16 protein-coding genes and 1 pseudogene are annotated in these 17753 nt (G+C 42.8%); 11 read left to right on the top strand and 6 right to left on the bottom strand.

The features are described 5' to 3' along the window. The first annotated feature begins 5 nt into the window (after window positions 1-5). Window positions 6-821 (top strand): DMT family transporter, encoded by an 816-nt coding sequence (locus tag KN1_RS07150; RefSeq protein WP_221286614.1) that lies wholly within the window; start codon window positions 6-8, stop codon window positions 819-821. 6 nt (window positions 822-827) lie between these two features. On the opposite strand, the gene gapN is transcribed toward KN1_RS07150, so the two are convergent. Beyond that, the gene (gene gapN / locus KN1_RS07155) at window positions 828-2351 is read right to left on the bottom strand and encodes an NADP-dependent glyceraldehyde-3-phosphate dehydrogenase (protein WP_221286616.1); all 1524 of its coding nucleotides are present in this window, start codon (window positions 2349-2351) and stop codon (window positions 828-830) included. Window positions 2352-2743: 392 nt separating this feature from the next. On the opposite strand from gapN, the pseudogene KN1_RS14765 reads away from it, so the two are divergent. From KN1_RS14765 to KN1_RS07185, 7 genes and pseudogenes are all read left to right on the top strand, one after another. Further along, window positions 2744-2942, top strand: a pseudogene (locus KN1_RS14765) (hypothetical protein). Between the two features lie 234 nt (window positions 2943-3176). After that, window positions 3177-5126 carry an APC family permease gene (locus tag KN1_RS07160; protein WP_221286619.1) on the top strand — a complete coding sequence of 650 codons (1950 nt, stop codon included), beginning with the start codon at window positions 3177-3179 and terminating at the stop codon, window positions 5124-5126. A 179-nt stretch (window positions 5127-5305) separates the two neighbouring features. Then, the gene (locus tag KN1_RS07165) at window positions 5306-8299 is read left to right on the top strand and encodes a thermopsin family protease (protein ID WP_221286621.1); all 2994 of its coding nucleotides are present in this window, start codon (window positions 5306-5308) and stop codon (window positions 8297-8299) included. 71 nt (window positions 8300-8370) lie between these two features. Further along, window positions 8371-9225, top strand: coding sequence for a LysO family transporter (locus tag KN1_RS07170; protein ID WP_221286623.1), 855 nt, complete (start codon window positions 8371-8373; stop codon window positions 9223-9225). Between the two features lie 383 nt (window positions 9226-9608). Then, the gene (locus KN1_RS07175) at window positions 9609-9863 is read left to right on the top strand and encodes a hypothetical protein (RefSeq protein ID WP_221286625.1); all 255 of its coding nucleotides are present in this window, start codon (window positions 9609-9611) and stop codon (window positions 9861-9863) included. Beyond that, window positions 9856-10242 (top strand): hypothetical protein, encoded by a 387-nt coding sequence (locus KN1_RS07180; RefSeq protein ID WP_221286628.1) that lies wholly within the window; start codon window positions 9856-9858, stop codon window positions 10240-10242. The genes KN1_RS07175 and KN1_RS07180 overlap by 8 nt, the downstream gene beginning before the upstream one ends. 7 nt (window positions 10243-10249) lie before the next feature. Continuing rightward, window positions 10250-10531, top strand: a complete 282-nt coding sequence (locus tag KN1_RS07185) for a hypothetical protein (RefSeq protein ID WP_221286630.1) — start codon at window positions 10250-10252, stop codon at window positions 10529-10531. A gap of 80 nt (window positions 10532-10611) precedes the next feature. On the opposite strand, the gene KN1_RS07190 is transcribed toward KN1_RS07185, so the two are convergent. Both KN1_RS07190 and KN1_RS07195 read right to left on the bottom strand, forming a co-directional pair. Then, window positions 10612-11124 (bottom strand): hypothetical protein, encoded by a 513-nt coding sequence (locus KN1_RS07190; protein WP_221286632.1) that lies wholly within the window; start codon window positions 11122-11124, stop codon window positions 10612-10614. A 133-nt stretch (window positions 11125-11257) separates the two neighbouring features. Then, window positions 11258-12118 carry a tRNA methyltransferase gene (locus KN1_RS07195; RefSeq protein WP_221286634.1) on the bottom strand — a complete coding sequence of 287 codons (861 nt, stop codon included), beginning with the start codon at window positions 12116-12118 and terminating at the stop codon, window positions 11258-11260. 441 nt (window positions 12119-12559) lie between these two features. Between KN1_RS07195 and KN1_RS07200 the strand changes: the two genes are divergently transcribed. The 3 genes from KN1_RS07200 to KN1_RS14975 all read left to right on the top strand — a co-directional run bounded on the left by KN1_RS07200 (window position 12560) and on the right by KN1_RS14975 (window position 13544). Then, window positions 12560-12733 carry a hypothetical protein gene (locus KN1_RS07200; protein WP_225905617.1) on the top strand — a complete coding sequence of 58 codons (174 nt, stop codon included), beginning with the start codon at window positions 12560-12562 and terminating at the stop codon, window positions 12731-12733. Window positions 12734-12813: 80 nt separating this feature from the next. Next, a complete protein-coding gene (locus KN1_RS07205) occupies window positions 12814-13014 on the top strand; it encodes a hypothetical protein (RefSeq protein WP_221286636.1) in 201 nt (66 codons plus the stop codon). Continuing rightward, complete coding sequence (locus tag KN1_RS14975) at window positions 12987-13544, top strand: hypothetical protein (RefSeq protein ID WP_338057087.1); 558 nt, start codon at window positions 12987-12989, stop codon at window positions 13542-13544. The genes KN1_RS07205 and KN1_RS14975 overlap by 28 nt, the downstream gene beginning before the upstream one ends. A gap of 609 nt (window positions 13545-14153) precedes the next feature. Here the strand turns inward: KN1_RS14975 and KN1_RS07215 are convergent. The 3 genes from KN1_RS07215 to KN1_RS07225 are packed head-to-tail and all read right to left on the bottom strand — an operon-like array spanning window position 14154 to window position 17751. After that, a complete protein-coding gene (locus KN1_RS07215; RefSeq protein WP_221286640.1) occupies window positions 14154-14618 on the bottom strand; it encodes a hypothetical protein in 465 nt (154 codons plus the stop codon). A gap of 17 nt (window positions 14619-14635) precedes the next feature. After that, window positions 14636-16084 carry a hypothetical protein gene (locus KN1_RS07220; protein WP_221286642.1) on the bottom strand — a complete coding sequence of 483 codons (1449 nt, stop codon included), beginning with the start codon at window positions 16082-16084 and terminating at the stop codon, window positions 14636-14638. Next, window positions 16084-17751, bottom strand: a complete 1668-nt coding sequence (locus tag KN1_RS07225; protein ID WP_221286644.1) for a hypothetical protein — start codon at window positions 17749-17751, stop codon at window positions 16084-16086. The genes KN1_RS07220 and KN1_RS07225 overlap by 1 nt, the downstream gene beginning before the upstream one ends. Window positions 17752-17753: the final 2 nt, after the last annotated feature.

Below are 17753 nucleotides of genomic sequence, written 5' to 3' on the forward strand. Positions count from 1 at the left end.
TCGTAATGTTAGGGAAGAGGGGTTATTACCTACTACTAATAGCCGGGGGGATAAGCTTTGGTACCGCTTCGATATTCATAAAAGTGTCCCAGATGACCCCCGGGAGTATAGCGTTCCTCAGGTTTTTCATAGCCGGGTTAATCCTCTCCTTCGGTAGGATAGACTTGAGGAAAGTGGTGAAGTACTCTCCTTTCGGTCTGTTGTTAGCCCTCCATATGATAACGTTCATAATCAGTGTATACACTACAACGATCATAGACGCAACAGTGTTAGTCTCTACATCGCCGTTTTTCGTCATCCTGATGTCACCCTTACTGGACATAAAAGTAAGTAGGAGGGACTTCCTTGCCGTAGCTACGGGGTTTTTAGGAGTAGTCTTAATGAACTTACCTTTTCAACCCAGTACTTCTCTGGGTAATTTCATTGCCGTACTCTCAGCCTTCTTAATAGCCTTGTACACAGCTGGCCTGAGCAGGGTGAACGACGATGCCCTGAAGGCCACATCGTCCATTTATATTTCCTCTTCAATATTCACTTTACCGTTGTTTTTAATCGAAGGTATAGGAGAGTTTAGTGTTGACTCGGCTTTAGCGTTAGCTGGGCTCATATTGCTCCCTACCCTCCTAGGGCATACCTCAATTATTGTTGCTTCAGGAAAGGTGAAACCGCAACACATAGAAACTATCGGCTTGCTTGAGCCGGTAGTAGCTACTCTTTTAGCTATAGTGTTTTTTAGGCAGATCCCCACTGCGGGAGAAATAGTTGGTGCCTTATTTGTGATTTTCTCGATCTTTATGGTAACTACGGAACAGAAAGGCTGAGAAAAGTCACATGTACTCCCATACACCCTTTCCCTTGTAGTTATATACTATAGTCTTGTACGCCGTCACGTACTCAATAGTGTACCCTATCCCCTCCCTACCTATCCCTGAGTCCTTCCTACCTCCAAAGGGGAAATAACCTATACCGTGCCTGGGGAAGTCATTGATGTAGACCGCTCCGACCTCGAGCAACCTCATAGCTTTCCTTATTTTGTTAATGTCGTTTCCGAATATCGCGGCGTCCAAGCCGTACCTCCTCCCGTTAGAAAGGGTTATTGCTTCGTCTACGCTGTTTACCTTAACGAGGACAGCTATAGATAAGAATACCTCTTTCTTGTACAAGTATAGATCCTTGATTTTTTCCTTGTCTACCTCTATTAAGGTAGGTTCTATGTATGTGGGGCCCAGTCTTTTGCCCCCGTAGAGTATTACCCCGCCCTTTTTCACAGCGTCTTCTACGGCGAACTGGAACTCATCAACGGTCTTCGAGTCTATTATGGGGCCCATGCTCACCCCGTCTTGCCTCGGGTCACCTACCTTGATTTTTTTAAATTCCTCGACGAGTTCTGCCTTAAGTCTGTCGTAGACACCACCCTCAGCGAAAATGAACTTTATGGAGTCACACCTCTGCCCTGAATAGCTCGTAACCCCCATAACAATACGCTGTGCTGAGGCTTTAGGGTCAGCGTCTGACATTACAATCGCTGAGTCCCCTCCCCCCAGTTCCATAACGTACTGTTTCACGCCACCTACCTTCATCACATGTTCTCCCGTCTCGGTACTACCCGTAAAGGATATTACGCTCACTCTCTTGTCTTGGACTATTTTGTCCATCTCCCTCCCGGGGAGGGTAATTACAGCCAGTGATTCTCTGGGGAACCCGGCTAGCTCAGCCAATCTAGCGAAGAGGATAGCAGGGACGGGGGTAGAGCTTGCAGGCTTTACTACAAACGCGTTACCCGCTACTGTAGAGTACACGAACTTATTTACGACATCAAATAGGGGGTAGTTAAAAGGAGTAATCGCTAAAACGACCCCTAAAGGCTCCCTCCTTATTATCGCCTCGGCTTCCAAACTTTCACTGCTCCAGTCCCCAGGGACGTACTCGCCGTACAGTTTCCTTACGTCGAGGTCGGCCCTCTTTAACCTCTCTATTGACGCGTTTACTTCCCCGTTTGCTGCTGAGGGTGTCTTCCCGTTACCTATCACCAGGACGTTAACGAAGTCCTGCCTGAACTTATCGAGGAGCTCCGCTATCTTATGGAATACTTCGAGCCTCTTTTCCCCTGGCATGTCCCTGATTTCCCATTTACCCTTATTGTGTATTGTCTGAAGCGTTAGGTCTACCATTTCGTAATTCAGCCTCGGAACTCTTGCAAATACTTCAAGGTCTATGGGAGATTTTATCTCATCGAACTCCTTTGATGAAGTCCAAGTACCGTTGAGATATGTCTTAAAGTCAAATACTCCGTCTGTCTCTACAGTGTATATGTCTTTAAATTCATTCGATAGCTCGCTTAGTTTTGCCATAGATACAACTATCTTTTGGTTAATTTATCTTTTTTCGACTAGAAAAGCGAGGAACAGCGTTGCCTTTTATATACTCAGTCACTCTTCGAAAGTTAACTTTTCTCATGATATACTAATATTAGTATTATGCAAAATGTTAGTATATATATAAGTATTTCTATATACAATCACCATATTTGTACAGTATACCTATCTTAGCTGTTGATATCTTACTAAGTATAAATACTGACTTCTTCACAGTTGATAACTCCTGCTGTCTCTAACTGAGGTTCAATACGGTTGAATATACGGAATCTTACTAAGGCTATCTTCACGTAACTTTTAAATACTTTTAATCACTTCTCAAATACCATTATTTTATTACGTTATGTTTGTATAGTATTACCATAGTAATACCTTTTGATGACCTCCCCACTGGTGACGGGCTCTGCTCACGAGGTTTGGGAGTGACAAAGTGTGGGGATGGGAGAGTCGTGGTGTTACCCTCGACTAGCCCCAATGAGTTAAGGGTGATGGTGTATGACCCTTAAGGGGGTTGCCCGTGGCGGAATTAGAAGTAGTTAAATGTAGGGTAAGTTACGTCACGGGTAAACACTTAACTAGCTTATCCCTATAAATCTTACCAAGTACATTGTACTTATAGTTTTCTTCACTCACTATTCTAGACGATAGCGTAATTGAGAATACACAACTATCTGGTTTCCGCTTAAATCTACCATGATAGTATACTTGTTATATGAAAACTTAATATTATTAAAAATTGTTCAGGATCTAACCATTTAGATGTACCAAAATTTATAAAGGAGTTACGGATTAATTAGAATCATGTCAGGCAGGGAAATTAAAGGAGGAGCGAGAGATTACGGTACACAGTCTGACAAACAGTTAAGGAGGAGTTTAGGTAAACTAGAGTTACTCTATTTATCTTTGGGGGGGATTATCGGTTCAGGGTGGCTGTTCGCCTCTTTAGATACCGGTTCCTATGCCGGGGGGTCGGCGATACTTTCATGGATAATTGCCGGTATTTTAATAATGTTCGTGGGCTTAGCGTATGCCGAGCTGGGAGCAGCTATACCTAAGTCGGGTGCAATATCAAGGTATCCCCATTATACCCACGGAGGTGTCGTGGGTTACTTGATAACATGGGCTTATTTCCTTTCAGCGGCATCGGTACCTGCAATAGAAGCAGCTGCGGCGATCGAATACATAGGTTCCTATTACCCACAGTTGATAACTACCGGCGTGTTTGATGGTCAAACAATAACGATACTCACACCTCTAGGCATTGTATTAGCTGGGCTACTACTCGTACTCTTCTTCTTCCTCAACTACGCGGGAGTAAACATACTGGGTAAAGTTACCCACGGAGCGGGTTGGTGGAAACTACTAATCCCGACGGTTACTGTACTATTGATTCTCGCATTTGACTTCCACCCGGGTAACCTTACGGCGGGCGGCGGCTTCTTCCCTTCCCCATCTTATGTGGTAGGGGGGAGTTCAGGCATCTATGGTTTTAATGCCGTACTCTATGCGATACCTACAACAGGAGTAATATTCTCTTACCTCGGGTTCAGGCAGGCTGTAGAATACGGCGGAGAAGGGAAGAGACCGGGAAGGGACATACCCTTCGCAGTAATAGGTTCATTACTTATAGCAATACTCCTTTACACACTATTACAAGTAGCGTTCATAGGCGGAGTGGACTGGAGTAGTTTATACCTTAACGAATCCGGTAAGTTAGTGCCGGTAGCAGTTGGTAACTGGTCGGCATTAACTTCGGCTGTGACGTCTAACGGTGTACAAATAGCTAGCGGCCCATACTTAGTGCTACTGAGGACAGCCCCTGCAGTAGGCCTAGCGATATCGATTTTCGCTTTCTGGGGTATAATCCTCACCATAGACGCCGTTATATCACCCTCAGGTACAGGTTGGATATACACTGGGACATCTGGCAGGACTTTCTACGCTTTCGCCTCTAACGGGTATTTGCCCGAACTCTTCTTAAGAGTAGGGAAGACGAGAGTCCCAGTGTTCTCGCTAATAGCTGCACTAATAGTGGGCTTTATTTTCCTCCTACCTTTCCCTTCATGGTACGCCTTGGTGTCTTTTATATCGTCCGCTACAGTACTGACTTACATAATGGGAGGGATAAGCCTCACGGTGCTGAGAAAACACGCACCAGGCCTCAACAGGCCGTTCAAAGTCCCCGCCGCGTCTATAATAGCACCCATTGCGACCCTAGCAGCCGGTCTCATAGTCTACTGGTCCGGTTTTGCTACGTTGTTTTACGTCTTTACCGGAATAGAACTGGGCCTACCCCTATTCTTCGGGTATTACGCATATAAAGTACTGAAGGTGGACAAGGGAATAGCCGCCTTGGTGGGTGTCGCTGATATAGTAGTGACATTGTTATCTGCACTAGGGTTATTTAACGCGACTTCAGGCCTCACTACAGCTAATAATATAGCCTTTCTGATGTACATACTACTCTTTGCCGCCCTACTTATAGGGAATATGGCCATAGCGGGCCTGACAGTAACGGATAAGACAGTACTCAGAGAAGTAAATGCTGGCTGGTGGCTAGTGGGGTTCCTCATAGGGATATACGTACTATCGTACTTCGGAGGGTTTGGCTTAAACCCAGTGATCCCGTTCCCCGAAGACACTATCGTGGCTGCAGTAGTGATCCTAGCCTTCTATTTTGTTGCTATCAAGAGCGGGTTTAAGACTGAAGCAATAGAAGAAATATTAGCTGAAACACAAGAAACACCTTGAGGTGGTAATAAACGGCAACTCCGCTAAGTCTGTTACTTTTTTTATCTTATGTAAAACCGGTGTACGATAGCATTACTATATTACTCTTCATATTATTCCTAGGAATACTAGTTTTTCTCATTATATCCCTCCTTACTCTTCTCAAAAGATTTTAAAATCACAAAGGTATTTTTTAAATTATGATTTTAAGAACCATAACGTCACTATTGATAATATTTACAATCTGCCTTGAGTCCCTTTACTTACCACTTTATGCGTCAAACCAGGCACTAGTCCCCAAACAGTATACCCAAGACCCTCCCTATTTCCCCATGGGAGTGTCTTCAATAGGTGAGACAGACACCGGGATAAGTATACCCGTGGAAACACACTCGGTCTTAGGTTATGCAAGGATACAGCAGATAAGTGTAAGTTCAGCGTCACTACAATTTAACGTCGTATTGGTCGTCACTTCTCCTTCAACTGTTGAAGAGTTTTGGGTCCAAAACGCCATACAGTTTAACGGGGGACAGATGAGGTTTATAGATAACGTATGGAACTTTACCTCACCCGACGCCAGCATGAACCCTAACGTGGTAGAGGGTAACGGGCACGTCGTAAGCGAACAGTTCGGTAACGCGGTCATCTCGTTCTACACTTACTGCACAAATTACAATACTTACACGTTACCAATGGACGTCCTATTCTTCACTAACGTAACACACACTGCAGGGGGTGCCGTAATAAAGCTCGGGTACGACCTCAACGGAGATTACACCACATACGACGTCGTCAGTATCGGGATACCTAACATAAATAACGCATATATTTTAGTCGCCCCAGAAAAGACCGGTAGCGGTGACTGTTTTGACGTAGAGTTAGTCTGGGGAGGGTTCTCAAATAGCCAGACGGCTACGTTCCAGTCCCTAACTTCACAGCTCGCTATATATTACAAAGTAGAAGGGAAAAACTTATACTCACCTTTCCCTGCCGTGTATAACTTCGGTAGGGACACCGGGGACACCGCGTCAAATTTACAGTCATTTATATCAAATAACGGGATGGTATGCGTGACCACAGGGACACCAAACCCCGAGTACCTAACAAGCTATTTTATGCCCGATATACCGGGGTGGACTATGGTAACCGTATTCTCCCCTAAATACTATTTAGTTAACGGGTATAACACTACAGCAAATAACGGGTATAACCCCAGCCAGACAGATTACGGGTTACCTTACTTTACCTCATATACCTACCCTTCGCAGATACAAGTAGTCTTACCTACTTTTATGACTACTTTTTACAGATATACACCCCAGACTAGGGTGACCGGTACATCTAACTACAACACCAGTTCAACTATCATAGACCTCAGTAACGGTAATTATATCCTCTTTGTAACATACCTGAAGATACCAAACCTACTTAGGGTTACAATTAACATACCTATGTGGGGTGTAGTTAACGGCACCCCGGAACTTATAAAGTCAGGGGAGTACTATTACGGTGAGGTCATAAAGCTACCACCCTATAACTACACCCAGATATCACCTGACGAAAGGTACTTGTTGATACCCAACGTCACATGTATAGTAGTTAGGGGTAATATATCCATACACGTAACAGAAGTACTACAGTACCTACTGAACGTGAACACGGACTACCCATTAACCGTGGTCGTAAACGGTGTGAATGAGACAATTAGCGGCAGCCAGTGGTTCAACTCATCGGAGACCGTGAAAATCCCGGGTCAGTACTACTACGTTTCAAAGGGACAGAGGGAAATGTTACTTAACCCCACAGTAATAGTGTTAAACCAGCCCGGTATACAATATAACGCCAGCTGGGTAACACAATACTTAGTCTTGATAAACTCACCCTTACCCGTCCACGAAGTGGTCGACGGTATCAATGAGACAGCCCCGAACATACAGTGGCTAAACCAGAGCACGACCTTAGAAATCCCTGAGCAGACATATTACTCCTCAGGGACGGAGAGGTGGGTCTTGACCAAGACGTTAGAGGTGACCGTAAATTCGCCGGTGAACTTCACCGCCTCGTGGTTATTACAGTACTTCGTAGTCTTACCCAGAGAGACACTTGTAGAAGTCAACGGCACTTGGGAGAACATGAGCACCGGGTGGGTCAACAACGGGACTGTAATAACCGTGCCCGGTCACTACTTGTACTTAAGCAAATTTGAGAGGGTAGCCTTCTACAACACGACACCACTGAGGTTAACAGTAAACTCGTCAAGGACGATAATAATAGACTTCGCATACCAGTATTATATAAAGATCAGCAAAGTCATACCCGGTTACGTAAACGGGACCCTAATTAACGTGACTTCAAACTGGTACAATAACGGTACTGTGATCAAATTCAAGCCGTCATATTATAACTATTTGAGCAAATACGAGAGGATCGTCTGTATACCTAACACTACCGAGCTAACGGTGACTTCACCCTTCAACTTAACAGTATCACTAACAAAGCAATACTTTGTAAACGTTAACTCGCCTTTCTCCGTTAAGGCACTAGTGAGGGGACAAGAGGTCAATTTTACGACGAACTGGTACGAGTCAGGGTGTGAAGTCCTCATCCCAAGACAGTACGTATACGTCAACGACTTTACACGCTACGTACTGGTCAACAACGAGACTGTCACTATCTCCTCCCATATCAACTTCACCGCTGTATGGAGGCTACAATATTTCGTTAACGTGACCTCTAATTACCCTGCGTATGCGTTATTAAACGGTCACATAATAAATTTCACTCCCTCTTGGTACTTTAACGGCAGTGAGGTCACAGTGTTAACTAACATAACGTACCCCGTCTCTCAGGGTGAGAGGTATGCGGTCTTCTCTATTACACCTCAAAGCAACTTCTCTGTGACAAAGCCAGAGTCCGTAAAAGTGGTCTACTACCCCCAATATTACGTGGTAATTAACGGAAAAGGGAGTTGGTACTTCAACGGGACTACCGTGACCCTCGAGGAAACGGTACCTTACTACCTCTCAGTTTCTTGGAAAGGGACTTACTCCCTACCTAACGGTGCTGTAGTCGTTGTAGACAAGCCCATAAATGAAGAAGCCGTCGTAAGGCCTAACATTATCAACATACTAACCACATTACTAATAGTGGTCTCGGCAATACTCTTAACTATAGCTTCATTAAAGAGGAGATAGGGACTATGTTCTATTGGCTTAACGGCGAGGAATACATCGGATTAATAAGTAATGAGTGTACTAACTAGCCTATGTATTTTACACTTAGTTTTTTGGTGCTTTACGGCATTAGCCTCTTAATAGGGAGAAAGATAAAGGTACCGACGCTCGTTTCTAACTCAGTTATTCTCTTACTCATATTTACCGTGTCTTTCTGGGGAGGGGAGTCCCTGACGCTCTCTTCAGCACTCGACATATTAGTGTTGAGCCTGCTCATGGCGTTATCACTCACCTTAGTCACGTACCTTTTGGGACTGTTCTTTGTAAGCAACATATACCACCAAAATGTCAAGGCGAACTGGAAAGTCCAAGCTAAGTACCTGAGCCCCTTGGTCTTAGGCTTAATTACTGGTATACTGGTCAAGGTTAAGGTACCTTTTGAGAGTGTAATAGACTATGAACTTTACTTACTCGCTTTCGTGATAGGGGTGGACATAGGGCGGAACTTTAACTTTGAGCTCTTAAAAAGGACTAAAGGACTAGCGGTCTTCTCGATAGTCGCAGACATCGTAGGGGGTGTGTTAATAGCGGTATTTTTCTCGTTCCTGATGCCGTTGAAGGCTACGTTGATGATCTCCTTAGGCTCAGGCTGGTACTCCTACACAGGCCCTTTCGTCGCTAAGTACTTCGGGCCTACATTAGGCGTAACCGCATTCCTAGCAAACTTCTTGAGAGAACAACTGGCCTTTGTCCTGCTCCCGGTATTACTCAGGTTAAAACCTACACCCATAGGTGCTATAGCAGTGGGTGGAGCTACTTCCATGGACGTGACCCTACCCCTATACGTGGACTTGTTTGGAGGGGAATACGCAATAGGTGCAATGATTAATGGGTTAGTCCTGACACTCTTAGTCCCCATCATCCTACCCTTAATAAGCCTATTATGACTGGTTCACAATGTGGCTATCTGTAGAGGACTGCGTTTATTAAACTGTATATAGTCTTTATTCTATGGTAGCGATAAAAGGGTTAAAGGGATATTAGTTTGTCCTTGTTAAGGTCGAATAAGCTATTAGACCGCGTCCTCTTAACTCTATTCTGAAATACCATAAGCTTTTACCACGAAAACGTTAGCGGAAGGAGAGATATCCCTCACCTCGGAGTAACCGTGTAAAACATACGTATAACGAACCTTAAGGACAGAAAAGGCTTCAGGACTCAGCGACAACAATATGTCCGCCCTCCTAGTTTCTAAAATAAAGTCATACCTTTACGATTGGGCGTGACTTATTACAATAAAGCTTAAGAGACCTATTAGAGAGAGTATAATATGAACTTCTCGTTTAACGGTTTCCAAATCTCATCTAACGGCCCTATATTCTTCTTCCCAGCTACCTTTACCGTGATGGTAGATAACCAGTTCGGTAACATGATTATCGAGTTCCAGAGACCTACAGTCGAGTCAGTCGAAGGAGAGGCTTTCGTAACGATAGGCGTAGATGAGGGAGGTAGGGTCTCTTATATATCTATAGAACCCTTAGACCCAGAGCTAAAAGAGAGAGTAAAGATGATTAAGAATGAGTGAAGTAAGCTACAGCTTGGAGGAGGTACATGAGGGGAGGTACAAAGTAGAGACTGAAGACGAGGAATTAGAAATAGTTATACACCCCGTATTAATTAAGGTGTTTAAGAAAGACCAGAAGTTCTCCTTTTCCGTAAACAACGTAGTCTCAGTATACACTAATACGCCGAGGTTCGGGCCCCTCTGTTCAGCGAACATGCTGAGCTCAAGACCTGCAAAGATAAAAAAGGTGGAGAGTTTAGTCGAGCCTAAAATAAGGGTAAAAGTTGGAGACAGGGAGTTTGAGGTCATCATAGCCGTTACTAATATCTCAATATACCCCGAGTACAGAGACTCATCTGGTGCACCGTGTACTATCGTATCTACGGTGGTCATGTATTAAATGCGAATTGACAAGACACGCTTCAGAGAGGCTACGCTTAAGACTAGAAGAGTTAACTCAAGTTTACGGTATTGAGATAGTAGGAAAAGTGAGGAGGGCAATAGACCAGTTCTGTAATAGTAAGGACATAAGGTCAAAGAAGGTCGACGGTGAAGAGAGCTACTGTATGTGGTTAAACGGCCTAACTTTAGTAATTATCTTCACCACTACCGGTGACGTAAGGAAGATCATTACTCTTTTCCCTACCAACAAAAGGTCTAGCCGTAGAAAAGTTTTACCCACAAGCTAGCTAAAAAGCAACCTCATGGAGAAGCAAAGAGAAAAGAGGGAAATAAAAAATATAATAACGTAATAACTCTAGGAATTGTTTTACGGGACTTGAGTTATCCTCTTAACGAACCGGCACTTTTGCAATACCTTAAACTTATTAAGGGACCTAGGAATTACGAGTTCGTCGACCGATATGATAGAGTCTATATATTTATCGAATGTGGTGTCGTCGATGTCCTCCAAGACTAACTTCTTTATGTTCCTGAACGAAACAGGCTTGCCCATGGCTACTATTTCGTTCTTGTTCGCGTTTAGCTCCTCCACATCAGAGACTATGACTACGTCCTTCTTAGCTTCATTAAACCCTTCAATAAACGCCCTTCCAGTCTCTCTAGCTTTGTACACCGCGTCATCTAACTTTTCTCCTGCTTTCCCTGCTATACCCAAGAAAGTACTCATAGCCTGGTTCATTATTTCGCCTACCGTCTTACCGCTTTGCCTTGATAAGTTCACTATCCTAGTATAAAGGTCACTGTCTATCCCCCTTACAGTAATGGTCTTTTTATTATCGTTGTTATTATTTTGTCCCTGTTGGTCAGGCCCTGATGACATATATGTATATTTGTAAGATGGTTAAATAAGTTTTACTGTAATACATGCAATACCACATATTGTTAGTCCTTAATTTACGGTTCGCCGATGCCTTCAGCTTACTCTCACAAGTCGTAACTACGACACCTTTCCCTCACAGCTTGTTTAGCTTGGACTTCACCATATTCACGACTTTGTCGTCAGCTTTCAACCACTTAAACTCCTCCGGTAGGACTTCTACTCCACGCAGGTTGACGTCATGTAGTATCCTCGCTACCTTGTCGGCTTTAGACATGACGGAAATTACAGCGTCTTCTAGTCCCTCTCCCTCTTTTACCCTGAGGACGACCTCAGCTATCTTATTAAACTCGTCCGGGACCCCTACTGTAGATCCCCTTAGCTTTATCTTTACTCTGGGATAATCGTAACCCCTTTTCCTCGCGAGTTCGGATGTAGCAAACTTCAGCCTCCTGCCCTTATCTACTATACCCCCTAATATGAACACGTCTGCCCCCCTAATTATTTTCTCATCCGCTTCGACATCACCGTAAGGGTCTAGGACTATAGTGGGGGCATCTGACTTAAAGGAACTGGTCGTAACTGCTTTCCCGACTTTCATATCGCCCACTACGACCATGTTGCCGTCCCACCAGAATTTCCTTACTACGTTCAATGTCATAAACAGCTGTGTTATAGTCTTCTTCTTTTCCTCTTCATCTAAGGCGTTAAAGAGGCCCAGGTCAACGACGACCTTGGGGTACTGTGGAGGGTCGGGTATTATGTTCTTACCCCCTTTTCTGTAAATACAATCGCTCTTTTCACTCCCCTTACTTTTAAGGAGCTTAATACCATCACTCTCCTTGACTACTATCCCTTCCCTCCGCTCTTCAACTATCCCGTAACCCTTTACGAGCATTTTCACGGCAAGTTTCTGTAGGTCAGGGGTTTCTCTACCTATGTGGAGAGAGATGTAGCCCAATTCCCTTAACCGCGAGGAAAAATAAGTGTAAAGCACATGAGAAAAGGGGATTACCCAGGTTTAAATAGTTTGTGAAGCTACCGCCCTTATACCGAGATAAGGAGCGGGCTAGGCTCTATAGTCCTTTTCAATAATAAACATGAACGTGACCAAACGTCCATTAGAACGCGGAGTAGTTGCGTAGCTTAACCCGTTCACTTCTACCGCGGTTAGACCCTCCCCCTTCAACCCTTTACAATTTAGTTAACCTGAAATAAATTATATAAAGTGTGGACTTAGTCCCAATTCATGAGCAGGTCTACCGGATAATAATTCAGACGTCGCAATTTTAACCCTCATTTAAATTTCTTATTGTAATAATAACGTGTCCAAAAAGGAGGTCGGATTTAAGATAATTTTGAATAAATTACAAATTAATGAAATTATTGACCACACTCTGTTTCTCAGTGAATTTAACCACTCATGCCGGTGTGGGCTATGCCCAAAAGGGCGGTTGCGGAAATATGGGCCCCCGTGCCGTTGAGTTCAAAGGAGTCCCACGATCCACCTACCGTTAAGCTGGGTAAGTGGTCGAGGGCTAAGCCCCTACACTGGATCATGAAGACGGATCACCGAAAAGGAAGTGTAGGGACAAATGATTTAGCCCCCTAACGAGGTAGAAAGAGGAAGGGATAAGGCTTAGCTTTTGTTACTTAATAAAGTATATTAACGTCCGCCCTTAAGTTTACCTTGTGGACCCCAAAGTCGTGATAAAGTTATTGGAGGATAGGCCCAGGCCTAGGGGTAGTAAGATAAGCGACGATGACCTGAGGAGGTTAGCCGGGCTCGCAAGGGAAAACATAAAGGTGCTTGAAGAGTTGGGGTGCTGGAAGACAGAAGGTGGTATAATATACTACAAGACCGGTTGCTTAGGGAGTTACTTTCCAGAGTAGGAGAACTAAGGGGTAGTGAGACTGACCGCTTTTTGAAGTTCTTGGCGATTTTAAATACGTTACTTGAGGAGATGGGGGTAGGGAGAGTGGTGATCGTAGGGGGTTTCGCTGCTGAAGTTTATTCGGGCAGGGGCTATAGGACTGGCGACGTGGACATAATAGTCGAGGGTGACACACAAATAGTCAGGGACGTCCTAAGGGAGATATCCGATTTCGGCATTAGGATTTACTTACCGAGAGTTAGAGAGATATCTGAGAAAGGGATTGACATAGTGAGCAACGTATATGATAGGCCAAAGCCCCCTCTAAGAATGAAAGTAGACTCCTATTACGTCTATATCCTCCCGCCTGAAGAAGTCGTGCTAAACTATTTAGAAGCATGGAAGTTCTGGAACAGTTTGGAAGACCGTAACAAGGCCGTGTTAGTTTACTGTGCACAGCTGGATAAGATTGATTTAGCCTACCTTAACGACCAAGCGGAAAAGAGGAACGTGAACGACTATCTGGGTAGACTTAGGGAGTACTGTTAAGGCCACCCTTAGTGATAGGGGATATGCGTACTTCTAAAAATAACGTACAAGGGAACCGAGTTTTAGCAGTTAGAGCGGTTCAGGGACTCCTCATCAGTTATAATTTTTCACATTAAATCAGTATAATTCAGTGTGTAAATAATACAAAGATCATTCTGTGTAATCTAAATTATAGACTAGTCACCTTACGCTTTTACACATACTATGTATTAATATCGTTAAATGTAAATTTAATAACGATAATCTCACCACAGTTAGACAAATATAAATGAAAATGGATCTGTAAAAGAACCCGAAAATAGCATTCTAATAAAAACGTATATTATTTATTATTATAATAACAGCAGTTATTCTACTTTTCCTTTTGGTAATATAAAACTCCGGTAATACCAATAAAGTTTTTAGATTTTACGTCAGGTTTACTGAAAAATGTAAAATACGAGAAGAAGCTGAGCACTGTAAAGGGTGAGCCCAGCATCAGGGAGCTCATCAGCCGGGAGAGCATTAAGGAGTTTCTTAGGTTGGTTGAAAATCGTTTAGGAGATGCGTTAAAGTAGAATAAACTGTAATAGTAAAATAAAATAAAAAATAACTCGAAATGTTAAAAAGTTAGGATGCTATTGCGGTCTCGTTAGGGGGTAATAGTACGAAAGTAGTTGAGTTATATGCTGATACCTGCAAAATTAATGGGTAATTAAAGGCTTCAGCGGGTACTGTGAAATTATAGATTACAGCCTTCGGAAGACTCCCTACTGTTCTCCCTTGAGAGTTTACAGCTTGTATCTGCTTCGTTATGTTCACGATATTGCCTTGGTAAATGTAGTACACCCCGGTCAACTCAAAATAGGGATCTGACTTATAGACTATTACTTGGTTATACTTAGGGTTGGCAGAGGTATTGTAATACACTATTACAGTACCTCCGTTAACTTGTTGGTTCGCCACTGTTTGGTAATTTATAGGCTTAGATGAGGGTGATGATATGTCAAGTAAGTAGAACATAAGGGGTATTAATAGCGCTACGACTATTATCAGCGCAAAAATAAACCCCACGTATTCAGATTGTGCTTTCATATGTGCTCTCACCTCCATCACAGCTGTTGATAGTACTCATTTATCCCATATTTCACTTCTATATTACCCGGGTAGTATAATTTAATAACAGCAGCTGTGACCTCATTATAATTCCACACCTCAACATTATTATAATAGATATACAAGGCACCTATTGAATAGGACTGTAATGGGTAGGGACACTGTATGAAGACCCCAGTAGGTGATGCAACATAAGTCCCAGCTAATATCCAATACGATTTACCGTAATCATACACGGTACCATTCAATATAAAGTAAAATCCTGAATATGATTGAGTATTTCCTTCCTTCTGTATGGTTACATGGACATAGTACCCTTGCTCCGTATAGTAAATGTATAGAGTAGGATTAACGGCGGTAGGGGGAATGAAGAACACGAAACTCGGTGATGTGTACTCGGTACTTCCTACTTGAGAATATTGATACTTATAGATGTATATGTAGCCATTAGATTCATCCCTTGTGTTATTAAAAAGTAGATAGTTGTTTGGTATATCTACTGAGACGTACCCTGCTAGCACCTTAACGGGACCTGGTACGGAGTAGAACTTTCCGTCCACTTTAATGCTTATTAGTTGCGTAGACGGTGAATTAGGCTCTTCAACTACGACATTAAGGGTTAAAGGAGTCGTGAGCTCTGAGTAGTTAGCTATAAGGACGACGCTTTGTCTCTCTAATGTTACCGAAATCCCCTGGGTAGTCGTTGAATTAACGACCGCTCGCCCTTGTATTATCCAATTGTGGAACACACCAGTAATTATAGTCCCGTTTTGGAATTCGTAATATACATATTGGGGGACTTTAGCCTGAAAAGTCCCTGTTATATTAGGAAATGCTACTGGCATCGTATAGTTCTTAAACTGGTCATCTAGGATGTTAGTAGTCACATTGGCTACCGGGGCATAGATGTTATTTTTACTGGTAATCTCCGCCAATATCTCTACCCCACCCTTATTAGTCAAGGAGTAAGGACCTATTGAAGAGTTCGGCATCAAATAGAATAAATTACCTAAGCTCGTGACTATAATAATCGGGTCCTTAACTACGTAAGACGGGATTGATAAGTCTTGAGAACTATTTATAACAATAGGGTATTTCAACGCTGTCAAGTTATTCCAAACCCCGTTATCGAGATATAGGATTGCTATTATTGTGAGATTTATAGGAGGCACAAACGTACCGTTAGTGTACTCGAAGATGATAGAACCCTTCTGAGTACCTGCAGAGTAATATATTGCAGGGTGACCACTTAAGACCGATTTATACTGTAACTGTTTAAGGGATACGTAGTTGTTCACAATCGCTCCAGATACCTGATCTGATTGCCTCAAATACTGCAAATAGAATAAAAAGGGCACAGCTAGTGATACTATAATTGCAATAAATATGAAAATTGCTATTGCTGAGCTCAAACCCCTACTATTATTTTTTATACTATATTTCATTAAATACCACCTCCATTACTTGAAACACCACCGCCACTACTTGGGGGATAACCTGCGTATTCCCACATCGAATAAGCGGCTATTATGGTAGGTGAATAGACGTAAATAGGAGGATATACGTTGTTAGGAGTATAATAGAAGACATATACGTTACTAGGAGTATAAGACGCGTTTTCAATTTCAAAGAAACAGGGTTCAGATAATAGAGAATTATAATTATTATTACTAATCGTAAATTGCCCAGCTATCTGTTCCAAATAGAAGTAAGTTACATCTATACGTGTACCACTAGGTACATAAAACTCTTCGTTAGTAAAAGATTTTGAGGGCCCAATCACAATAGTTTCCGATGGATAACCGCTAGATTTAGGAGGAATAATATCTGCTCGTAGGAGCTGTGCAGCGATATCCCCACATATAGGTGTAGAGTTTGACTGCAAACTCACACCTTGAGGTAGTGAAAATGAGTTGTTTGCAATAACCAAGTAATAGTATACTTGGGGGTTAAACGGGATGTATACAGTCCCGCTTCCCATAACCTTGAATTCGTTTGGATTACAGATCTTTATAGCAGAACCATTACTACTGTGAACACCGCTACTGACTAAAGTATATTCGATCATTTCTCCATAGGGTATAGTAGTCTTACCTAGTGTGTAGTTAAATACGAGGTAAAACGTAGAAGGGTATGTCAACGTGTGGAAACCGTAAGTAAGACATAAGGTTATAGAGGGATTAGTATAGTTGATAAAGTACTCATGGTTGTCTACATAGACCGGTAATGATCGGTTTACATTTACTAACGTAGCTCCGGTATTAGGATCCTTAGTGACCCCTTCTATCGGAAGGGGGGTATGGAAATCTGGGCACGAGAATAATATCTTTACCTTATAATGCTTTAATGAAGTATTATAGAATAAAGTAAGGATTGTAGGGCCGTTAACTGTTAACACGGTCGAAGGAGTATCATTAGAACTTAACTGAGCAGTCCCTGTTACCTCCCACTTTAGGAACTGACCGGTAAGGCCGTACTCGCTTAAGAAAATTTGGGTGTCCTTAGCTGAAACGCTGTAGGTGCCCGGGTCAACATATAATATATAGGGGGTATTTTCTAGAGTGCTACCAAATTGGACACAAGTACTCACCGGGAGGGTTACATAACCACTTGAGGTCTTATTCAGGGCAATAGCGACAACATAAACCGGTATTTTACCGGTTGGACCTATCACGTTAGAAGTTGAGACGGACGTATTGGGGTTTAAAAACAGTACGTTGGACAGCGCGGTCACTATTACGACAGGTTCATTGAAAGCTTTACTCGGAAGGGGTATTACCATACTACCGTAGACGCCTACAGAACTATTCAATGTAGGTACCCACGTAGACCCGTTAAAGTAGTATATCTGTGTTATATTAATCGGTGTCTGTACTGTTTGTACCTTTATCTGTACGTAAGGAGAAGTACCGGAGCTATAGTAGATTTCCGGGTTACCCCTGAATATATTGTTTAGTTCTAATTCCTTCTGTTGCTGGTAGGCTTGTGCAGCAACACTACCTTGGTTTGAATAATAAGGAGTATTATACATTATAAAGAAAGCTGGGATTAAGATCGAAAGTAAAATAAACAAGAATATTATTAAAGCTATAGAAGTAGCCAGACCCTTCATTT

This window comes from Stygiolobus caldivivus, assembly GCF_019704315.1.
Classification (GTDB): domain Archaea; phylum Thermoproteota; class Thermoprotei_A; order Sulfolobales; family Sulfolobaceae; genus Stygiolobus; species Stygiolobus caldivivus.